Annotated in this window: 17 protein-coding genes and 1 other annotated feature; of the genes, 10 read left to right on the top strand and 7 right to left on the bottom strand. The window is 35.3% G+C overall.

What is annotated here, in order from left to right:
* Positions 1-52: 52 nt before the first annotated feature.
* The 4 genes from ABNX05_RS09480 to ABNX05_RS09465 all read left to right on the top strand — a co-directional run bounded on the left by ABNX05_RS09480 (position 53) and on the right by ABNX05_RS09465 (position 5,290).
* The gene (locus ABNX05_RS09480; protein ID WP_349659490.1) at positions 53-289 is read left to right on the top strand and encodes a small acid-soluble spore protein Tlp; all 237 of its coding nucleotides are present in this window, start codon (positions 53-55) and stop codon (positions 287-289) included.
* Between the two features lie 802 nt (positions 290-1,091).
* The gene (locus ABNX05_RS09475) at positions 1,092-1,625 is read left to right on the top strand and encodes an RNA polymerase sigma factor (RefSeq protein ID WP_349659489.1); all 534 of its coding nucleotides are present in this window, start codon (positions 1,092-1,094) and stop codon (positions 1,623-1,625) included.
* Positions 1,612-3,225, top strand: a complete 1,614-nt coding sequence (locus ABNX05_RS09470) for a DUF4179 domain-containing protein (RefSeq protein WP_349659488.1) — start codon at positions 1,612-1,614, stop codon at positions 3,223-3,225. Before ABNX05_RS09475 ends, ABNX05_RS09470 begins: the two co-directional genes overlap by 14 nt.
* Before the next feature lie 625 nt (positions 3,226-3,850).
* Positions 3,851-5,290 carry an MDR family MFS transporter gene (locus ABNX05_RS09465; protein ID WP_349659487.1) on the top strand — a complete coding sequence of 480 codons (1,440 nt, stop codon included), beginning with the start codon at positions 3,851-3,853 and terminating at the stop codon, positions 5,288-5,290.
* 74 nt (positions 5,291-5,364) lie between these two features.
* Here the strand turns inward: ABNX05_RS09465 and ABNX05_RS09460 are convergent, their stop codons facing one another.
* Positions 5,365-5,742 carry a winged helix-turn-helix transcriptional regulator gene (locus tag ABNX05_RS09460; RefSeq protein WP_349659486.1) on the bottom strand — a complete coding sequence of 126 codons (378 nt, stop codon included), beginning with the start codon at positions 5,740-5,742 and terminating at the stop codon, positions 5,365-5,367.
* Positions 5,743-5,865: 123 nt separating this feature from the next.
* On the opposite strand from ABNX05_RS09460, the gene ABNX05_RS09455 reads away from it, so the two are divergent.
* Complete coding sequence (locus ABNX05_RS09455; protein ID WP_349659485.1) at positions 5,866-6,492, top strand: nitroreductase family protein; 627 nt, start codon at positions 5,866-5,868, stop codon at positions 6,490-6,492.
* A 151-nt stretch (positions 6,493-6,643) separates the two neighbouring features.
* Positions 6,644-6,885, top strand: a binding site (T-box leader).
* 231 nt (positions 6,886-7,116) lie between these two features.
* Entirely contained in the window at positions 7,117-7,431 is a 315-nt protein-coding gene (locus tag ABNX05_RS09450) for a tyrosine--tRNA ligase (RefSeq protein ID WP_349659484.1), read from the top strand.
* A gap of 115 nt (positions 7,432-7,546) precedes the next feature.
* Here ABNX05_RS09450 and ABNX05_RS09445 read toward each other — a convergent pair whose 3' ends face one another.
* The 4 genes from ABNX05_RS09445 to ABNX05_RS09430 form a co-directional block, all read right to left on the bottom strand.
* A complete protein-coding gene (locus tag ABNX05_RS09445; RefSeq protein WP_349659483.1) occupies positions 7,547-8,488 on the bottom strand; it encodes an ABC transporter substrate-binding protein in 942 nt (313 codons plus the stop codon).
* 139 nt (positions 8,489-8,627) lie between these two features.
* Positions 8,628-9,440 (bottom strand): ABC transporter ATP-binding protein, encoded by an 813-nt coding sequence (locus ABNX05_RS09440; RefSeq protein ID WP_349659482.1) that lies wholly within the window; start codon positions 9,438-9,440, stop codon positions 8,628-8,630.
* Between the two features lie 15 nt (positions 9,441-9,455).
* The gene (locus ABNX05_RS09435) at positions 9,456-10,472 is read right to left on the bottom strand and encodes a FecCD family ABC transporter permease (protein WP_349659481.1); all 1,017 of its coding nucleotides are present in this window, start codon (positions 10,470-10,472) and stop codon (positions 9,456-9,458) included.
* A complete protein-coding gene (locus ABNX05_RS09430) occupies positions 10,469-11,524 on the bottom strand; it encodes a FecCD family ABC transporter permease (RefSeq protein ID WP_349659480.1) in 1,056 nt (351 codons plus the stop codon). Before ABNX05_RS09430 ends, ABNX05_RS09435 begins: the two co-directional genes overlap by 4 nt.
* A gap of 722 nt (positions 11,525-12,246) precedes the next feature.
* Between ABNX05_RS09430 and ABNX05_RS09425 the strand changes: the two genes are divergently transcribed.
* A complete protein-coding gene (locus ABNX05_RS09425; protein WP_349659479.1) occupies positions 12,247-14,019 on the top strand; it encodes an oleate hydratase in 1,773 nt (590 codons plus the stop codon).
* Between the two features lie 49 nt (positions 14,020-14,068).
* Here ABNX05_RS09425 and ABNX05_RS09420 read toward each other — a convergent pair whose 3' ends face one another.
* Positions 14,069-15,733, bottom strand: a complete 1,665-nt coding sequence (locus ABNX05_RS09420; RefSeq protein WP_349659478.1) for a methyl-accepting chemotaxis protein — start codon at positions 15,731-15,733, stop codon at positions 14,069-14,071.
* A 526-nt stretch (positions 15,734-16,259) separates the two neighbouring features.
* Here ABNX05_RS09420 and ABNX05_RS09415 point away from each other — a divergent pair.
* The 3 genes from ABNX05_RS09415 (at position 16,260) to ABNX05_RS09405 (ending at position 18,413) form a co-directional block, all read left to right on the top strand.
* Positions 16,260-16,835, top strand: coding sequence for a GNAT family N-acetyltransferase (locus ABNX05_RS09415; protein ID WP_349659477.1), 576 nt, complete (start codon positions 16,260-16,262; stop codon positions 16,833-16,835).
* Positions 16,836-16,875: 40 nt separating this feature from the next.
* Positions 16,876-17,379, top strand: a complete 504-nt coding sequence (locus ABNX05_RS09410) for a GNAT family N-acetyltransferase (RefSeq protein WP_349659476.1) — start codon at positions 16,876-16,878, stop codon at positions 17,377-17,379.
* 83 nt (positions 17,380-17,462) lie between these two features.
* Entirely contained in the window at positions 17,463-18,413 is a 951-nt protein-coding gene (locus ABNX05_RS09405; RefSeq protein WP_349659475.1) for an alpha/beta hydrolase, read from the top strand.
* A gap of 66 nt (positions 18,414-18,479) precedes the next feature.
* Here ABNX05_RS09405 and ABNX05_RS09400 read toward each other — a convergent pair whose 3' ends face one another.
* Positions 18,480-19,049 (bottom strand): TetR/AcrR family transcriptional regulator, encoded by a 570-nt coding sequence (locus ABNX05_RS09400; RefSeq protein ID WP_349659474.1) that lies wholly within the window; start codon positions 19,047-19,049, stop codon positions 18,480-18,482.
* Between the last annotated feature and the right edge of the window lie 87 nt (positions 19,050-19,136).

The raw sequence follows: 19,136 nt of genomic DNA, 5'->3' as shown, positions 1-19,136 counted from the left end.
CGGCAACAATTATGCCGAGGCATATTGATTGTGAAAATTTTAGGAGGTTACCATGGCTAATTCTAGACACTCAAAACCAGATGATAGATCCAATAACGTGGAACGAATTCGTGATATCGTTAAGAACACTGAAGAAAAACTCCATGAAGCGGAGATTAGTTTGGAATTTGCAGACCCTATGCAAAGTGAAATGATTAAAGAAAAAAATAAGCGACGTCAAAAGTCAATTGAAGCATTAAAAGAAGAAATGCAAGATGAAATGGCAGCACGTAAAAAAGGAGAAGTGTAGAATTGGAAACTTAGAAAGAAGAACTACCTTTTCTCCAACTTGAAAGTACTTCCTAATAAAAGCAGATGGTTTAGAAGTTCTATAATGGACCTCTATATCACCGTCTGCTTTTATTATGAGGTTGTAAATGACTTATTATATCCCTTTTTAGAACATGGATTTCAACACAAATTGGATGACTTCTTCAATTGTGGATTTACGTATTTAAAGAGCTTATACAAGGAATGGGCTCTGGGGACTTTTCGGAAGAAGATTACCACATTAGATTTTTATGTAGCTAAAAATATTTAGTGGATTAGTATGTCAGAAAAAATACATATATGTAGGCTAACATCGGATTTATCATATTTAAAATAGCTAAAATTTGAACTCCACGCTTTGACATTGTTTCAAAATGCGGGGTTTCTTTAGGAGAAACCTTCTCTTGTAGCTACCTTAGTAGTGAAAAAGTAATTAAATATAATTAAAGAATACTATTACTAATAAAGATGAACCTTTCCCACGGGTCATTTGTTTATAAAGTATAACGCAATGAAAGGAGTGCCTTGGATGGACAGAGCGTGAACTACGATTCTTATAACAAGGATGAATACCGTACATGTTATTACATGCTGCTGAACGGACAAGATGGGGTTTCTACAGGATAAAAGCTTTCTCTTCTGTTGTAGCTGTCATAGTAATGAATAATAAAGTATGGAAAAGTAATTAAGTATAATTAAAGAATAATATTACTAAAAAAGATGAACCTTTTCCAATAGTCATTTGTTTATAAAGTATAACGCATAGAAAGGAGTGCCTTGGATTGACAGAACGTGAATTATTCGATTCTTATAACAAGGATGTATACCGCACATGTTATTACATGCTGCGAAACGCACAAGATGCGGAAGATCTCTGCCATGACGTATTTATCACCGTTTTTCGTCAGGATTGGCAAAACGTTGAGCATACGCGTGCCTGGATCATGCGCATCGCAATGAACCATTGCTTAAACTTGCTAAAACGGAATCAGACTCAGCGGGATAAACAGGGTCAGGTTCAATGGCTTCATGAGCAGGCCACATTTTCAATTAAATCCGTAGACACCGTTGTATTAGAAAAAACAGCTCAGGAAGAATGGGAGGAACTACTGAAGCAACTACCAGACAAATTGATGGCAGTTGTTACCCTCCGCTATATCGGTGAGCTATCCATGGTAGAGATCGCTGAAACCCTGCAGATTCCTGTGGGTACAGTGAAGTCGAGACTCCATAAGGCATTGAAAATCATGCGCAAAAAGCTTGAACAAAAAAACAACTTATGGTTGAAGGGAGAGAACCAATTTGGAACGCATTGAAAACAAGGTTAAAAACCAAATGAAGGCATCAAATAACGTGGATTACCCTGACTTTGATCAGATGTGGAGCAGTATTCAGCAGGACGAGCTAAAGGTTGCTGGGGGTGAACCAGTTGTGCTCCGTCCTCGAAAGCGAAAGCGCTTTGCATTGGTGGCGGGGCTATCTGTAGCTTTGATGGCTACACCAGTTTATGCAGCTCTGAATTATGACTGGTCCAGCATGCTTTCGCATAGGGAAGGTATTCAGTCCGCATTAGAGCAGGGCTTAGGTCAAACGATTGAGCAATCCGTTACAAAGGATGGTGTTACGTTAACCGTACATACGGCGTTTATAGATGAGAACAGAACCGTATTGCTGTATAGCTTGAAACCTGAAACATCCCAGGATGTAACGGATATAGATTTTAAACTTATCGGACTAAAAGATTCGAAGGGTAACTTTGTTGAAGGAAATTATAGGGGTAAGTGGAATGAGGAGCTAGGTGAATACCAGGGATATTTTGAAACGGACTGGGTTGCCGAAGGGCAGACGACCGATGTTGAGTTTATAATGGAGAATATCCAATTCATCGACAATAAGAAGCAATCCATCAGCTATAATCCTAATGACTCTGCTACGCAAGTGTTCCCAATTCAAAAGGATGGGGTGGGTAGCGTGACCTTACAGTCTTTTGAACAGGCTGAAGGTAAAGTTCTCCTGAAATCAACCGTTACGCTTACGGATCCTGAACTGGAGAACAGATGGACAAACTTCGAGGTAATCAATGATACAAATAAATCTGTTGAAAAAGCGGAAAGGTCTTCATATCAAGGCGGAGGAGCAATCTTGAATCAAATATTTAAGTCTGAAACCTTACGTAAAGAAGGGACTAAATTCCAGCTTTCTTATGATCACATACTAGAAACAAAAGAAAGTACTTGGAACGTAAATATGAACCTTTCCAAAAAACAGTTGGAGAATGCGTCATTTAAGCAAGTGCTAGATATCCCTATGGGCAATGTTCCTAACACGAAAATCCAAGAAATGAAGGTTACACCAACCCAAGTTCGTTTGAAAATTACTCAAGATGACTACTACACTCTTCCTTTTGGAGAGTATCAGCTAGATGTAGGTGGAACTCTGTTAAAAGGGGGGTATTCTACTATGGGTATAGGACAAGATTTACGCTTTGAAGTGAAAGGGCTAGATGTAGCTTCTCTGGCTAATCAGCCTATAACCCTCGTTGCGAAGCACCGTATCGATGGTTTTTACGGAGACGAGAACGACAAACCAATCCATTTGACTGACATATCAGAAAAACATCAAACTACAACGTCTAGCATTGCGGGGTATCCAATCTCATGGACTTATTATTTGAAGGACAATAACCTCTATGTGGAAACCTTGAGCTCAGACCCGACATTTGATGGGGTCGATCGAACTTATTATTTGGACGGTAAAGAACAGATCTTAGGGGAACCGGAATCTTATGATGAAAGTAATAAAACTATGCACGTTTATGAAAATTTCGACAAGAAAGAGCTAGATATTTACATTTATAGTTATGGAATCAATAAGCCAAACGAAGAGCTTCGTATTCCACTTAAGTCTGGAAAATGACCTGCATTATGAAGATCAGAATGCCCAGCGGGAATTTCAGAACTTGAAGAGATATATTTTTAATTGAAAATCTAACCCCTACTATAGATAGTCCTATTCATATAACTAAATGAAGTAACGTAAAAACCCAACTTCTCTATAATTAATTTGCAGAGAAGTTGGGCCTTTTAATTAAAATGAAAATCTCTTTTAAATGAGATTAACTATAACGCTTCTTTATTCTAGTTTCTCAATTTACAACTTTATTATCTATACACATCAATCACCTCTTTAACTTTTCTTTGAGGTGGTTTTTTTATGGATATTTGTGTTAAAATTGATGGTTGTCTTGTGAATTATAGAATGAGCAATTATCAATAAGGGTAATAAGTAACTTTTCTTTTTTATTAACGAGGCCGATTGTTCAATTAGAGTGATCGCCTTCTGTGCTAACCGGGGCAGATTAGTTGAAGTACATAATGTTGATGAGGGAGAAAATGATGGGGTCTGACGATAATTGCTTTATTGATATTCGTTTCAATGATGGAGATATTAAGTTTGACGTTTTAGAAGATACATAGTTTATAATAAAAAAACTGAGCTATATATTGGGTTATTTAACCAGATGGAAGTGAAAAGGAAAAATATGAGAAAAAAAGTTATTTTATCATTAATGTTAATGACATTTCTTTCTGCTGTAGAAGGAACAATTATTAGTACAGCAATCCCCCGTATAACGAATGATTTGTCAGGTGTCGAACTTGTTAGTTGGGTTTATGCAATTTATATGCTTGCCACAGCTGTTTCGACTCCAATCTACGGGAAACTGGCTGATTTATTCGGTCGCAAAAAAGTTTTACTAATCGGAGCTACAATATTTTTAGTTGGCTCTGCACTTTGCGGTATCGTTACATCGATGGAACAGCTCGTCGTCTTTCGTGCCCTTCAAGGTCTAGGTGCAGGCGCTATTATGCCAATAACAATGACAATCATTGGTGACTTATATAGCGAAGTGAAAGACCGTGCCAAAGCACAGGGGTGGATTAGTGCTGTTTGGGGTATCTCTGGTGTGATCGGACCATTAGTTGGCGGATTTTTAGTCGATTCCCTTTCTTGGCGCTATATCTTTTTCTTAAATGTGCCATTTGGAATTATCGCCTGCATAATGATTGTCATCTATTATAAAGAATCTATTAAGCCTGCTAAGCATCATATCGACTATCTTGGTGCAACAGTCTTCTCTTTAAGTACAGTCGCTCTACTATACGCGTTATTAACAGGTAGCAGTCAGCAAAACTGGGGGGACATGACAATTGTTGGTCTCTTAATTTTTGCAGCTGTTTCATTCATTATTTTCTTATTCATTGAGAAAAAATCTCCGGAACCATTAATTCCGCTAGCACTTTTCTCTAACCGTACATTATCTATTATTAATATACTTACACTTATTTCGGGTGCAATGATTATTAGTATTACAATGTATCTTCCGATTTGGAGCCAAGGTGTATTAGGAAAAAATGCGACAGACGCTGGACTCATTTTAATGCCACTACCTGTAATGTGGACATTTGGCACTATTCTTTCAGGTAAATTAGTTGGTAGTCTAAATACGAAACAAATCATTCTACTTGGAGCTAGCGTTCTTTCGGTTGCTGCCTTTTCATTATTTACATTGTCGACAGATTCACCAGCATTCCTAATTTATGTTGCAGTTGGACTATTCGGCTTAGGGATGGGACTCATTACACCTATCTATATGGTAACAATTCAAGCAGCTGTTCCAAATCATACGCGCGGGACGGCAATTGGCTTAAATACATTTATCAATACGTTTAGTCAAACATTAGGAGCTGCAGTTTTCGGAGCAATGTTCAACACGATGATTCATGCACGTGGTATTAAAAACCTTGATCTTGTAACTTCTGGTGGACATGAAGGAACTACAACAAACGTAGTAACCGAATCGCAAGAAGCATTAGCTTCAAGTGTACATTTTATTTATATGGGTACTTTTATATTAGCACTAGGAACTTTAGTAATTGTTTGGTTGTTATTAAAGCCAACCACACAAACTAGAGAGCAATAAAAAAAGAGGACAGCTTGTCCTCTTTTTTTATATGTATATTCTAGTAACTTCATATTGTATTCGATTTTGTTTACTTACTTCATAGAGTGGGAACCGTTAGGTGAAGTTTGATCACAATTGATTTGTTGTTCTTTATCTATACCGTTAATAGTTGCATACTGATTACCCCATGCACACATTGTATTTAATACTGGTATAAATGATCTTCCTAAATCCGTTAAGCTGTATTCTACTTTTGGTGGTACCTCTTTAAAAATTTCTCTTCGTACAAGTCCATCTCTTTCTAACTGTTTCAATTGATCCGTTAAGACTTTTTGTGTAATTCCAGGTAATAAATTATAAAACTCTTTTGTCCTTACTGATCTTTGGCTCAAGAAAAAGAGTATTAAACATTTCCATTTTCCACCTGCGATATTCATAAAAATGTTGATTCCAGTATTATAGTTAACCATGTGCTTTCACCCCTAAATAGGCACTTAAAAGTGGCTATACCACATTTTTGTGCGTTATTTTCTTATTTATTATTGCTTACTATAATTAAAGGTGCAATAAATAAAAATTTCGGAGTTGATACAATGAGTGTAAAAAATATTTTGGAAAAAAGACGTTCAGTTAGACATTATGATTCAAGCTATAACATAAGTTCAGAAATTCTAACGTCATTAGTTGAAAGTGCAAGTAAGTCACCTAATGGAAATAATATTCAAGCTACTCGATACTTAATTATTGATGATCCAGATTTAAGAAATTTATTAATGCCTATAGCTTTTAATCAACAACAAGTGACAGAAGCTTCAACTTTAATTGTTATGTTGGGTGATTATCAGGCATTTGACAAAGATAATATTATTAAGATACATGAAGAAGGCTTTCAAGCGGGCTATTTTGATGAATCGCTAAGAGATTATTTAGCGAATGCGGCAATAAATTATTATGAAAATAAATCAAAAGAAGATTTAAAACTAGAGTTAACTAGAGATGTAAGTCTTGCGTCAATGTCATTAATTTTGTTAGCAAATGAAGCTGGTTTTGACACTATTACTATGTCAGGCTATGATTCTAAGGAATTAAAAGATATCTTAAATATTTCTGAAAGGTATTTAGATGTTATGCTTATAGCCATTGGTAAAGGTACTAAAGCTGGCCATAAGACCGTAAGGCATAATGTTAGTAAGGTAATGTATAGAAACAACATAATTTAGTGTTCTTATGGTCATTGCTGAGGGACTATGTGAATTAAAAGCTTGCAAAAATAATATCAATTTAATTTATTGACAATTCAAATAAAAACACTATAATAATTATCAAGGTTTGCATAACGAAAAATTGTTGTTAACAATTTGGAGTATAAGAGTAAAAGTGTTGAAGAGAACTAGTAGTTTTAATGGAACTTACAGAAAGTAGCCGGTCGATGAGAGGCGCAAGGAAAGTTAAAATGAATTCATCTTGGAGCTGCGTACCGAACTTTAGTAGGCTACGACGGGTTTGCATCCGTAATCAATGCAAAGGTATCGCATTTAGCCGTACCTATGGAGAAGAGTTATGTGAGTAGCTCTTAAATTAAGGTGGTAACACGTTCATAACACGTCCTTTAGGTATATTCCTAAAGGGCGTTTTTTTTATCTTCATTCAGCAGAAGCGGGTGGTTAGATGAATGCGATGTGATTCCTTTTCAGTAGGTGTCCTAACGCCTATATAGAGGGATCCAATCTAAGAATTTATCTGTAGCGAAAGCAAAGTGTCAGCTACAATTACGCCAAGGCGAAATTGATTTTTACTCTTATAGAACTTGCAATATTAATTCAATATTGAAGGAGTTGTATTGTATGTTTTTAAAACTGGAAGAACAATTAGAGATGATTGAAAATGGTGAAGGGAGGATCGTTAATGAAGGAGAGGTTATGCCTACTAACATCCCCACACTGTTAATTGAGATAGGGAAAGAATCGGTACTAGATATTATTCCAGCATTGATTGCTGAAGGATATATTAAAAGTAAAAGTGAATTTATGCGATTAATGAAACAAAAGGGTGTTTCTTTAAATGGGGAAAAACTTGAAAAAGATGATACTGACATAATATTAATGAATGATGAGATTTTGCAAATTGGGAAGAAAAGATTAATACGATTTATAAAATAAGGGACTAAGTTGAACTATTCGACAATCGATAACTAAACGACTATTTCATTATCCTTAAGCAAAGTTGTTATTAAAAAAATCACCTTCTATATTACGAAGGTGATTCTCATTTTTATTATTTCCCTAAAACAAATTCAGCAATTTCATCTAAAATCATTTCTTTACCAAGAGGGAAGTATCCTTTATTGACTGCATCATTTTTAATAATAAATACGTGGTTGTTCTTAACGGCGTTCATGTTTTTCCAAATTGTTTCTTCTTGGAATTCTTTCAAGCGTTCAGAACCGTCACCTGTTGTAAATACGAATAGGTAATCTGGATTGTAGTCAATTAAAGCTTCTTTTTGTACTTGTACTAATGCTTCATCCATTGGTGTACCTGGAACTGCTGGTAATTTTAAATCTTTAAAGAGTACGCTACCGTAACCATAGTCACCGTATACACGGAATGCATTTGGATATGCAGCCATTTTCATGAATTTTGCATCACCAGTTTTAGCAACGATTTTGTCGTGTAACTTGCTTGCTTTTTCGTCATACTGTTTGAACCATTCTTCTGTCTCTTTTTCTTTATCGAAGATTTTGCCTAACTCCTCGAACTTCGGACGCCATTGATCTAATGGAGTTTTTAACATAACAGTCGGTGCAATTTTAGATAGTTGATCATAGATTTTTTCTTGACGATCATTGATAAGAATTAAATCTGGTTTTGCAGCAGCCACTGCTTCGATATTAATTTTGTCACCCCATGCTGAGCCGACTGGTTTTACATCTTTTAATTGATCTGCAATATGTGGATCAATCTCTTCTTGAGACGTATTTGCAGTAATGATTGGTTTCATGCCAAAGATTAATAATTCTTCTGTTGAACCACTAAGGTCAGCAATTTTCTTTGGATTAGCAGGGATTTTAATTTCCCCTTTAGCGTGTTCTACCGTACGCTCTTCTGCTTTTGCGTCGGTCTTTTCTTCTTCTTTCTTATCTGAAGAACAAGCTGCAAATAGTATAGATGTAACAACTAATACCATTGCTAGTAACGATAGTTTAAATTTCTTCATATTTTTGTTCCTCCCGGATAATTTGTCTGCGACCCATTTCATTCTAATGGGTGTTCAGCCTCTCAGGCTAAGTGAGGAGCTCAGCACCCATTAGAATGCTTCCTCTCTATCTATTTAAGAGAGAAAGAGGGATTTCCTATTATGCTTTTTCTAGCTCTATATTATTAACTAACGTTAAATCGTAAGTTAAACAAATAGGCTTACTGTTTACAGGACATGAAACGATTAGTGCTTCAATTTCAAACACATTTCGAAGTGTTTCACTTGTCATTACTTCATCTGGAGTTCCTTGATGCATCAGTTTACCAGCTTTTAAAGCAACCATATGATCAGAAAAACGAGAAGCATGGTTTAAATCATGAATGACCATAACGATTGTACGGCCTTCTTCCTGATTTAATTTTTTCAATAACTTTAATATTTCTAACTGGTGAGCCATATCTAAGTAAGTTGTCGGCTCATCTAAAACAAGTAAGTCCGTTCCTTGGGCAAGCGCCATCGCAATCCAAACTCGTTGGCGTTGGCCACCTGATAAAGCTTCTGCTGAACGGTTTGCAAATTCTGTCATCCCTGTCACTTCAAGTGCCCAGTGAATATAGCGATAATCTTCTTCCTTCAGCGTTCCAAATCCATTTTGGTGTGGAAAACGACCATATGAAACAAGCTCAAACACAGTAAGACCTGTCGGCACTTCTGCAGTCTGCGGTAAAATTGCCATTTTCTTTGCAATTTCTTTCGTTGACTGTTTCTCAATTGCTTTTCCATCAAGATAAACAGACCCGCGTTTTGCCTTTAAAATGCGAGAAGCTGCTTTTAACATTGTAGATTTCCCACATCCATTTGGTCCAATAATCGTTGTAATCTTTCCTTCGGGGATCTCCACTGATAGTCCATCTATAATTAATCCTTCATTATAGCCAACGGATATCGAATCAACTGCTAAAGTTACCATTAAAAAAGACTCCTTTTATTTTGTCTTCATAAGTAAATAAATAAAATAGGGTGCACCAATAATAGAAATAACAAAACCGACTGGTATTTCTGAGGTTGTTAGTACACTTCTTGAAATTAAATCTGCAAATAGTAATAGAAGCGTGCCGATTAATGCTGCTGTCGGTAACATAATTTGATGTTTCCCCCCAACAAGGCGTCTTGCCAAATGGGGTGCCATTAATCCGATAAATCCAATTCCACCAGCAACAGCTACCGATGCACCGGCCAAGCAAACAGCGATAAATAATAACTTACGTCTTTCTTTCTCTACATTTAGACCAAGGCCAACCGCTGCTGCATCTCCTAAATTCATGACATTCAATACATGTGCCTTGCAAAATGCAAATGGTATAAATATGAGCATCCAAGGAAGTGCACTTAATACAAATTTCCAATCCGTTCCCCATAAACTCCCTGCCAACCAAATAGTTGCAAAACGAAAATCATTTGAGGTCATTTTCATCGAGAAGATTAAACTAACAGCACCGAATCCTGCTGCCACTGCAATACCGACAAGAATTAAACGAGTGGATGAAACACCGTTCTTCCAAGCTAGCGTATAAATAATAACCGCTGCTAATAATGCACCAACTAACGCAAATAACGGAAGAATGAATACAGATAGTAGCGTACCGGTTCCAACTTTCCCGAAGAAAAAATAGACGAAAACTACAACTGTTAATCCGGCACCAGCATTTATACCGATGATGCCTGGGTCAGCAAGTGGATTTCGAGATAAACCTTGCATGATAGCCCCTGATATCGCTAGCGCTGAACCAACTAAAATCGCGATAACCATTCGAGGCATACGAAACTCGAATAAAATGACAGATTGATCTTCAGCCCCTAACCCAATTAACGATTTCAATACATCTATTGGTGGTATTTTAAATGTTCCTGTATTTAAGCTAATTAAAAATACCGATACAATTAGGCCAGCTAAAATAGCTAAAACTGAAATATTCTTTGTTGTTAAGATACGTTGCCTCATATTTTTCCTCTCCCTTCATTACGAGCTAAATAAAGGAAGAATGGAACACCAATTAAAGCAGTAATTGCACCAATTGGCGTTTCAAATGGAGGGTTGATCACCCTCGATAACATATCTGCACATTCTATTAATAACCCACCTAGTACTGCTGAACATGGAATGACCCATCTATAATCGGATCCGACAAGAAAACGCGTCATATGTGGGATAACAAGCCCAACAAATCCGACAGAGCCTGCCATAGATACAGCTGATCCCGTTAAAACAAGCACAAGTACAGTACCAATAAATTTAATGAAGGTTGTATTTTGCCCAAGTCCAATTGCAATTTCTTCACCGAAACTTAAAATAGTAATGTATCTTGACAATAAAATTGCAATAACAAGACAAAGTAGTCCAATTGGTAGGAGCATTTCAATACTTACCCATTTCACACCTGAAACGCCTCCTGCATTCCACATACTTACTTCTTGAGCAAGATTGAAATAAAGTGCGATACTAGAAGAAATGGCCCCAAGCAGTGCACTAATAGCTGCACCAGCTAACGCTAATTTAACAGGTGTTAGCCCTCCTGGTGAGAACGAACCCACACCATATACAATACTTGCACCAAATGCAGCACCAATAAATGAAGCAATAACAAACATTATGTATGGGGAATTAGGGAAAAATGCATATGTAATGGCAATTCCAAATACCGCACCATCTGTAATCCCCATTAAAGAAGGTGAGGCAAGAGGGTTACGTGTCATACCTTGCATAATTGCTCCAGATACCGCTAGAAACGCACCAGCGACCACTCCTCCAATTGCTCTTGGAATGCGAAGCTCCCAAATGACATTATGATGTGTATTTGAATCATCAAACTGAAAAACAGCTTGCCAAACAGTCTTTAAGCTAATATCTGCTGCTCCAAATGAAATGGACGTGCTCATACTTAAAGCTAATAAAATCGTACCTGCTATTAAAATAATAGAAGCAATAAGCGGTCTGCTCTTAATCTTTTTCGTATTCTTTTCTTGTTGGTCTATGCTCCTTACGCTTGCTTCCATTCGTTAACCATCCTAACTAACAACATATATTCTTTTGAATGAGATTTATTCTCAATCAGTAATAAAAAAAATATAGTTTTCATCTTAATTGATAATGATTCTCATAATCACTCGTTCTATTCTACATACCGTCCTTTTAGGTGTCAAACATTATTTTTTAAAATATATTAATTTTGTTTATTTTTATACGTTTAAAAATTCGTTTACAGCGCTTACATTAAGTGGTTTATCAAAAAGAGTGGAGGCTATAAAATTATTCTAAGAATAATAAATTCGCATAGAAGTTTAAATAGTTTTATAAAAGGTAGATTTTACAAATTTGAATAAAACGGATTGAATTAAAAAGTTGAATTACTATTTTTTTGTTTTCTTACTATAGTAATTATAAGAGGCAGCAATTGAAAGGTTATGTACTTTAACTACTTAGGACAGTCTTATGCTTAGTAGTATAGAAGGAGATCATTCAATAAATCCAATTTCCTTAAAGTTGAACCGCTACAATGACAATCTAATTTTAGATGTTGCATAAAATCCTTTATTTAAAAGACATTGATACACAATTTATAAAAATGCAATGAATTGTTATGTCAAATAATAGGGTATATGTATATGTAATGTTTAACATCAAAATTGAATTTTTTGTTAATTTCTCTCTCATTTTACCATTATCATGCGAATTGGTGGTATGCTATATCACGATAATAGTTTATGGAGGCGGTATTATGTATTACAGTAATGGTAATTATGAGGCTTTCGCACGTCCTAAAAAACCTGATGGTGTTGATGAGAAGTCAGCGTATCTTGTTGGTTCGGGGCTAGCTTCACTGTCAGCCGCATGTTTTTTAATTCGTGATGGTCAAATGAAGGGAAAGAATATTCATATTCTCGAAGAGCTAGATATCTCAGGAGGTAGCCTTGATGGTATTCTAAATCCGACAAGAGGTTTTATTATCCGTGGTGGTCGGGAAATGGAAGATCATTTTGAGTGCTTATGGGATTTATTCCGTTCAATCCCATCTTTAGAAGTAGAAAACGCTTCTGTTTTAGATGAATTTTATTGGTTAAACAAAGAGGATCCTAACTATTCTAAATGTAGATTGATTGAAAATAGAGGGCAAAGACTTGAGGATGATGGCAAGTTTACATTATCTGATAAATCTTCTGAAGAAATGATTAAATTATTCTTTACTCCTGAAGAGAAGTTAGAGGATGTAAAAATTACAGATGTTTTCTCTGAAGAGTTCTTTGAATCAAACTTCTGGCTATATTGGTCAACGATGTTTGCGTTTGAAAAATGGCATTCAGCAATGGAAATGCGTCGTTATATTATGCGTTTCATTCACCACGTTGGGGGTCTACCTGATTTATCTGCTTTAAAATTTACAAAATATAACCAGTACGAATCGTTAGTACTGCCTATGATTAAGTATTTAGAAAGCCATAATGTTGATTTCCAATTTAATACTGTTGTAGAGAATGTTTTAGTTGATAAAGTGGGAGACAAAAAAGTAGCTCATACTTTAGTGTTAAAACAAAATGGTGTGAAAAAGAATATTGAGTTAACAGAGAATGAATTAGTGTTTGTTACAAATGGCAGTATTACGGAGAGTACAACTTATGGTGACAATAATACGCCAGCTCCTATAAGCACTGATTTAGGCGGAAGCTGGTCACTTTGGAAAAACATCGCTTCTCAAGATTCTGAGTTTGGTAGACCAGAAAAATTCTGTGATGATCTTCCAGAAGAAAGTTGGTTTGTTTCAGCAACACTAACTACATTGGATGCTAAAGTTGCTCCATATATTGAAAAGATAAGTAAAAGAGATCCATATGCAGGCAAGGTAGTAACTGGTGGTATTGTAACAGCTACAGATTCTAATTGGATGCTAAGCTATACATTAAACCGACAACCTCATTTTAAAGATCAACCAAAAGATCAATTAGTAGTTTGGATTTATGGTTTACTATCTAATAAACCTGGTGATTTTATTAAAAAGAGTATCACTGAATGTTCTGGAAGTGAGATAGCGCAAGAGTGGTTGTATCATATGGGTGTACCTGTAGACGAAATACCGGATTTAGCACAAAATTCTTGTAATACAATTCCGTGTTATATGCCTTATATAACATCTTACTTCATGCCTAGAGCAATGGGAGATCGTCCTTTAGTTGTCCCTAAAGGATCTACTAACTTAGCCTTCATTGGTAACTTTAGTGAAACAGAAAGAGACACAGTATTCACAACTGAATATTCAGTAAGAACAGCAATGGAAGCTGTTTATCAATTGTTAGATATTGATCGAGGCGTTCCAGAAGTATTTGGATCTACTTATGATATTCGTACTTTGTTAGCTTCAACTGCTCGCTTACTAGATGGTAAAAAGTTAACAGATGTAGATGCGCCGTTTATGTTAAAACAAATAGGTAAATTTGGTATTCATAAAGTAAAAGACACGATTATCTATGATTTACTTAAAGACAGTAAATTGATATAAAAATATATGCTAAAAAAGCTGATTCAATTATGAATCAGCTTTTTTTACATTAAATAGTGAATTTTTTCATTTCATCTCTTAAAGCATCAGCAATAGCATTTAGATCTTTAGCTTTTTCTGAAACGGTCTCGATGCTTTTAAGCTGTTCATTTGCGGAAGCGGAAACTTGTTCTGTTCCAGCAGAGGTTTCTACGGCAGAAGCAGATATGCTTTGTACGGCACTAATGATTTGCTCCTTGCGTTCATCCATCTCATGAGATAAATGTTTCACCTCTTGTGCCACTTCATTCGTTTGATCTAGAGCTGTCTTTATTGTATTAAAGATCTCACTAGTATCCTTTGTAGCTTTTGCATTTTGTTCGACAATGCTAAGGCTCGTATTAATTTCCTGTACAGCACTTTTAGAAATATCCTGAATTGCAGAGATTTTATTCTTAATATCTTCAGTAGCATTAGATGTCTGTTCCGATAACTTTCGAATTTCATCAGCAACAACTGCGAAACCTTTACCTGCTTCACCAACGCGAGCTGACTCTATGGATGCGTTTAGAGCTAATAAATTAGTTTGAGTTGCGATATCTGTGATTGTATTAACGATACTTGATATATCAGATGAAGTTTTATCTACTTCTTGAACGATGTTACTTACCTGTTGTGAAGATTCACGATTTTTCTCTGACCAAACAGAGAGTTGGTTAACAGTTTCTACACCTTCATTACTTAAATGATCAATATCCTCTGTCATGGAAGCAATCTTCTCTGTGTGCTCAATAACACGATCAATATTTCCGGATAGTTGATTTAATTGTTCTGCACTTTTTTCTGTATCATGAGCCTGTTCCTCTGTAGCTTTTGCCATCTCATTAATGGCTGAACTAATTTCATCAGTCGTACGTACCGTATCTTCAGCTATTTGAATAAGAATCTTTGAAGAATCTGATAGCTCGGAGCTAGTTTTATGTATATTGACGGTAACATCCTTTAATGCAGAGCGCATGCCAGAGATGCCTTTTGCCATAAGACCAATTTCATCTTGATGATGTAATAGCTTCTCCAATTCTTGATTTTCGGTAAAGTCTAGGCTAGTAGTTTGATGAATGATATTTTCAAGGTTCTTAATGGAGGTAACAATGCGACCGATAATCCACCACATTAAAGCACCTATAATGATAAAACTCGCTATGCCTGTAATAATCTGATAGCTTAGTACAGAGTTTGTAATGGATTGAATACCGCTTTCAGGCACCCCGATATCAATTACTCCATAAAGCTCGCCATCTTTATAGATAGGCTCCATGATGTCATATGTCCATATACCTTGAACTTCGGCATACCATCTAGTAAATTGTTTTTTTCCTTGTTTAGCACCATCGATTGTGTATGCATCCTCATAAGTTTTTCCTAATTTCTCTTTATCACTATGCGCCACTGCTTTTACATTGGAATCAATGACGATAGCATAAGTCACATTCTCTTGCTTTGCTTTTAACTCCACAAAATCCTGTAAAGACTGGATGGGGTCACTCTCGGAATTTAATATAGTTTCAGCTTGCTTGGCGATTTCATAGACCTGTTCATTAGCTTTCTCAATTAAAACTTCTTTACTGTTTTTGCCAACAATCCATACACCTAATACGGAATTAATGACAGATGACAATAACAACAAACCTAATGTAAAAAACAATAATCGTCGCTTAATGCTTTTGTTTTTCATATAGTTCCCCCTCTGAGTTTTAAGAACTTTATACCTAAAAAAACTCAAATTTTAAGTATAGTATTATGTAATAAAACAGGAATGTCAATAATAGATTGAGAGACTTGCTACTTAGTTTGTAACAAAGTGAGGTATAAAAGTCCTTTAAATTTTCGACAATTTTATGAAGCTTTGAACAGATCGAAAATACCTATTTTGGAGAGTGAACAGTTAGAGTAATAAAATATACATCATGTTGGCCTAAAGCCTCCGGCGGCTGTCGCGGAATCGGACACGGTTACTTTAGGTAAAAAATATTATTTGTCTTCAAAGAGTATTTAAAGAATTGTACTAAAAGAGAAAAGAAGAAGAATAGAATAGAGTAGAATTAGCCAGTGTGGTTTTTGACCACATTGGCTTATTTTCTTTTAGGAAATATATATGAGGTTTTTACAGTCAATCTAGGTGGGTTATAATTTAATCAGCTTCTTTTGAACTTTCATCTTTAGTTTATTTTGATATTCATTCAAACAAAGGGGAGAAAAAAATGAACTTTACCGAATTATTAGGAACATCTTTTCCAACAGTACAAACTGAACGCATAAAATTAAGAAAGTTGAAGTTGGAGGATGCTCCTGCGTTATTCAATTATTATTCAAATGAAAATGTATATCGTTATCTTGATTGGAACGGACCAGAGACTTTAGAAAGAAGTTATGAAGTAATTCATTTTTGGAACGAAGGTTATGATAAAGGTTGGATTATTCGTTTTGCTATTGCTAACAAAGAAACGGATGAAGTTATTGGCACCATTTTTTTGAGTGAATTTGCAGGCAAACGAGCTGAAATGGGCTATGAATTATCTGAAGAATATTGGCATCGTGGTATTATGTCTGAAGCTGTTAAAGAAGTATTATCAATAGGATTTAATCAGTTAGGTTTAGTCAGAATACAGGCTATTGTCACGGAAGAAAATATAGCATCAAAGAAGTTATTGTCGAAATTCAACTTTAAAGAAGAAGGCTGCTTAAGACAGTTTGAATGCCATAGTGTTACGGGAGAATGCAAAGATATGTTGATTTATAGTTTGTTGAATACAGAGTTTTCGAAGAAGAATATATAAGTTATATGGTAGTTTTTAAGAACTAAGGGGGGGAGTTATCTTGGAAATATCAATTAATAGCTTAAAAGAACGTGATGCAGAAGAATTATTTCAGTTTGAAACGGATAATAGACTATTTTTTGAACAAATGGTACCTAGTCGTGGAGAAGATTATTATAGGTTTGAAGCGTTTAAAATAAAACATAGAGAACTTTTAGCTGAACAAGAAGAAGAGAAATCGAAATTCTACTTAATAAAGGATAACTCAGGCAATATTGTCGGAAGAATTAATTTAGTAGATATTGATACAGCGAACAATATAGCAGAGGTTGGTTATAGAGTAGGTGAAGAATATGGCGGGAAGGGGATAGGGGCAAAAGCCTTAAAACTACTTTTAGAAACAGAAATAAGTGTTAAAAAGATTAAAGCAAAAACAACAACAAATAATATTGCATCTCAAAAGGTTCTTGAAAAAAACGGTTTTAAACAAGTGTGTATAAGTGGTGATGAGTTCGAAATGAATGGCCAAAAGGAACGGTTTATCGATTACTTGTTGGAACTCTAAAAGCTATACAAATGTTGTTGGCGGAAATTATTAATTTGTTTTTGATGAATAGTGAAAATTTTGTGAGGGGTGGCTGAAAGACAGTGTTTAAACGAATCTTAATACTTTTTTCAATCATTACAGTGATACTTTTGGTGATCATTGCGACAAGTTATATTAGTCATCAAAAACAATTATCAAAGGAAGATCAATTATTTACGCCAACAGGGAAAATGGTAGAAGTGAATGGTCATAAGATGCATGTGTACATAGAAGGAGATGGAGAAGATACGCTTGTATTTATGTCTGGAGGAGGCACTAGCTCACCTGTTTTAGATTTTAAATCACTATATTCATTGTTAAGCGATAAATATAAAATTGTTGTCGTTGAAAAGGCAGGCTATGGATTTAGTGACATTTCAGATACTGACCGTGATATGGATACTATATTACAAGAAACAAGAGAAGCTCTATTAAAATCAGGCGTTAAAGGACCGTATATTTTATTTCCTCATTCTATGTCCGGTATTGAAGCATTGTATTGGGCACAGGTCTATCCGAATGAAGTAAAGGCAATTATAGGATTGGATATGGCCGTTCCTGCTGCATATAAAGAATATGATATAAATATGCCTCTAGTTCATTTAAGTGCCTTTGCTGCAAATATTGGTTTTACTAGATGGATTTCGGGTCTGTCTGAAAGTGATGCTATAAAATATGGGACTTTAACGGATGAGGAAAAGGAATTGTATAAAGTGATTTTTTACCGCAGAACGGCAACTAAAAATATGGTAAATGAAGTTCAGCGTATTAAAGGAAATGCTGAAAAGGTAGGAGCGGCTGGGATCCCAAATGTTCCTATGCTTTTATTCTCATCAAACGGTCAAGGGACAGGTTGGAATGAAGATGAGTGGAATGAATTTCAAAAGGAGTTCATCAATAAGCATAAAGACGGCACATTAATAAAATTGGCTTGCTCACACTATATTCATGATATTGAATTTAAGCGAATAGCGGACGAATCAGAAAAATATATAGAGAGTTTAAATCGTTAAATCTGCAGAGCATGTTTTGAACAATCCTTTCAAAACATGCTCTGCTTTTATGTGATATGGAAACTCCTAGTTTTTAAAATCTAAAGTAATCCCAGATAATATATAAGGAATTGACAATTTAATAAAATCCTCCGGGGATGTATCCATACTATTTTTTCTCCATTCCACAGAAGCACCGTAAATTCCCCAGCTTAGTATGACAGCGGTAGTTTTTAGTGCCGCATCCTCTTTCATATTATGTTGTTTTAATAACATCTTGTAAAATACGATTTCAAGATGCTCCCTAATAATACGGGAAATGGTATCTTCGTATCCTCTATGGCAACGATTAGATAAAGATTTTTGAAAGTTTGTTATGGCTGTAAAAATACGAATAATTGATTCTTCATTAAGATTACTTTTTTCGAAAATACTATTATTTAAATCAACTAATAATACTTCTGATAATACTTTTTCCAATAGATCATATATATCCTGAAAGTGATAATAGAATGTTGCGCGATTAATCATAGCCTCTGTCGTAATATCTTTCACAGTAATATCCTTAAACTCTTTTTGACCTGAAAGTTCAATAAAAGAATCCATAATTAATTTGCGAGTACGAAGAAAACGAGGGTCAGTCTTTGATTGAGTCATTTTGTGTATCACTCCTACTTTTTAAACAATTTCTTCAATGTGTTGTATATACGACAAATTGAAAGAACTATTGGTACTGATGATTTT

The sequence above is a fragment of the Lysinibacillus zambalensis genome (assembly GCF_040183165.1).
Lineage (GTDB): Bacteria > Bacillota > Bacilli > Bacillales_A > Planococcaceae > Lysinibacillus > Lysinibacillus zambalensis.
Note: the sequence above shows the minus strand (reverse complement) of the source record. Positions and strands in the feature narration are given on the sequence as shown.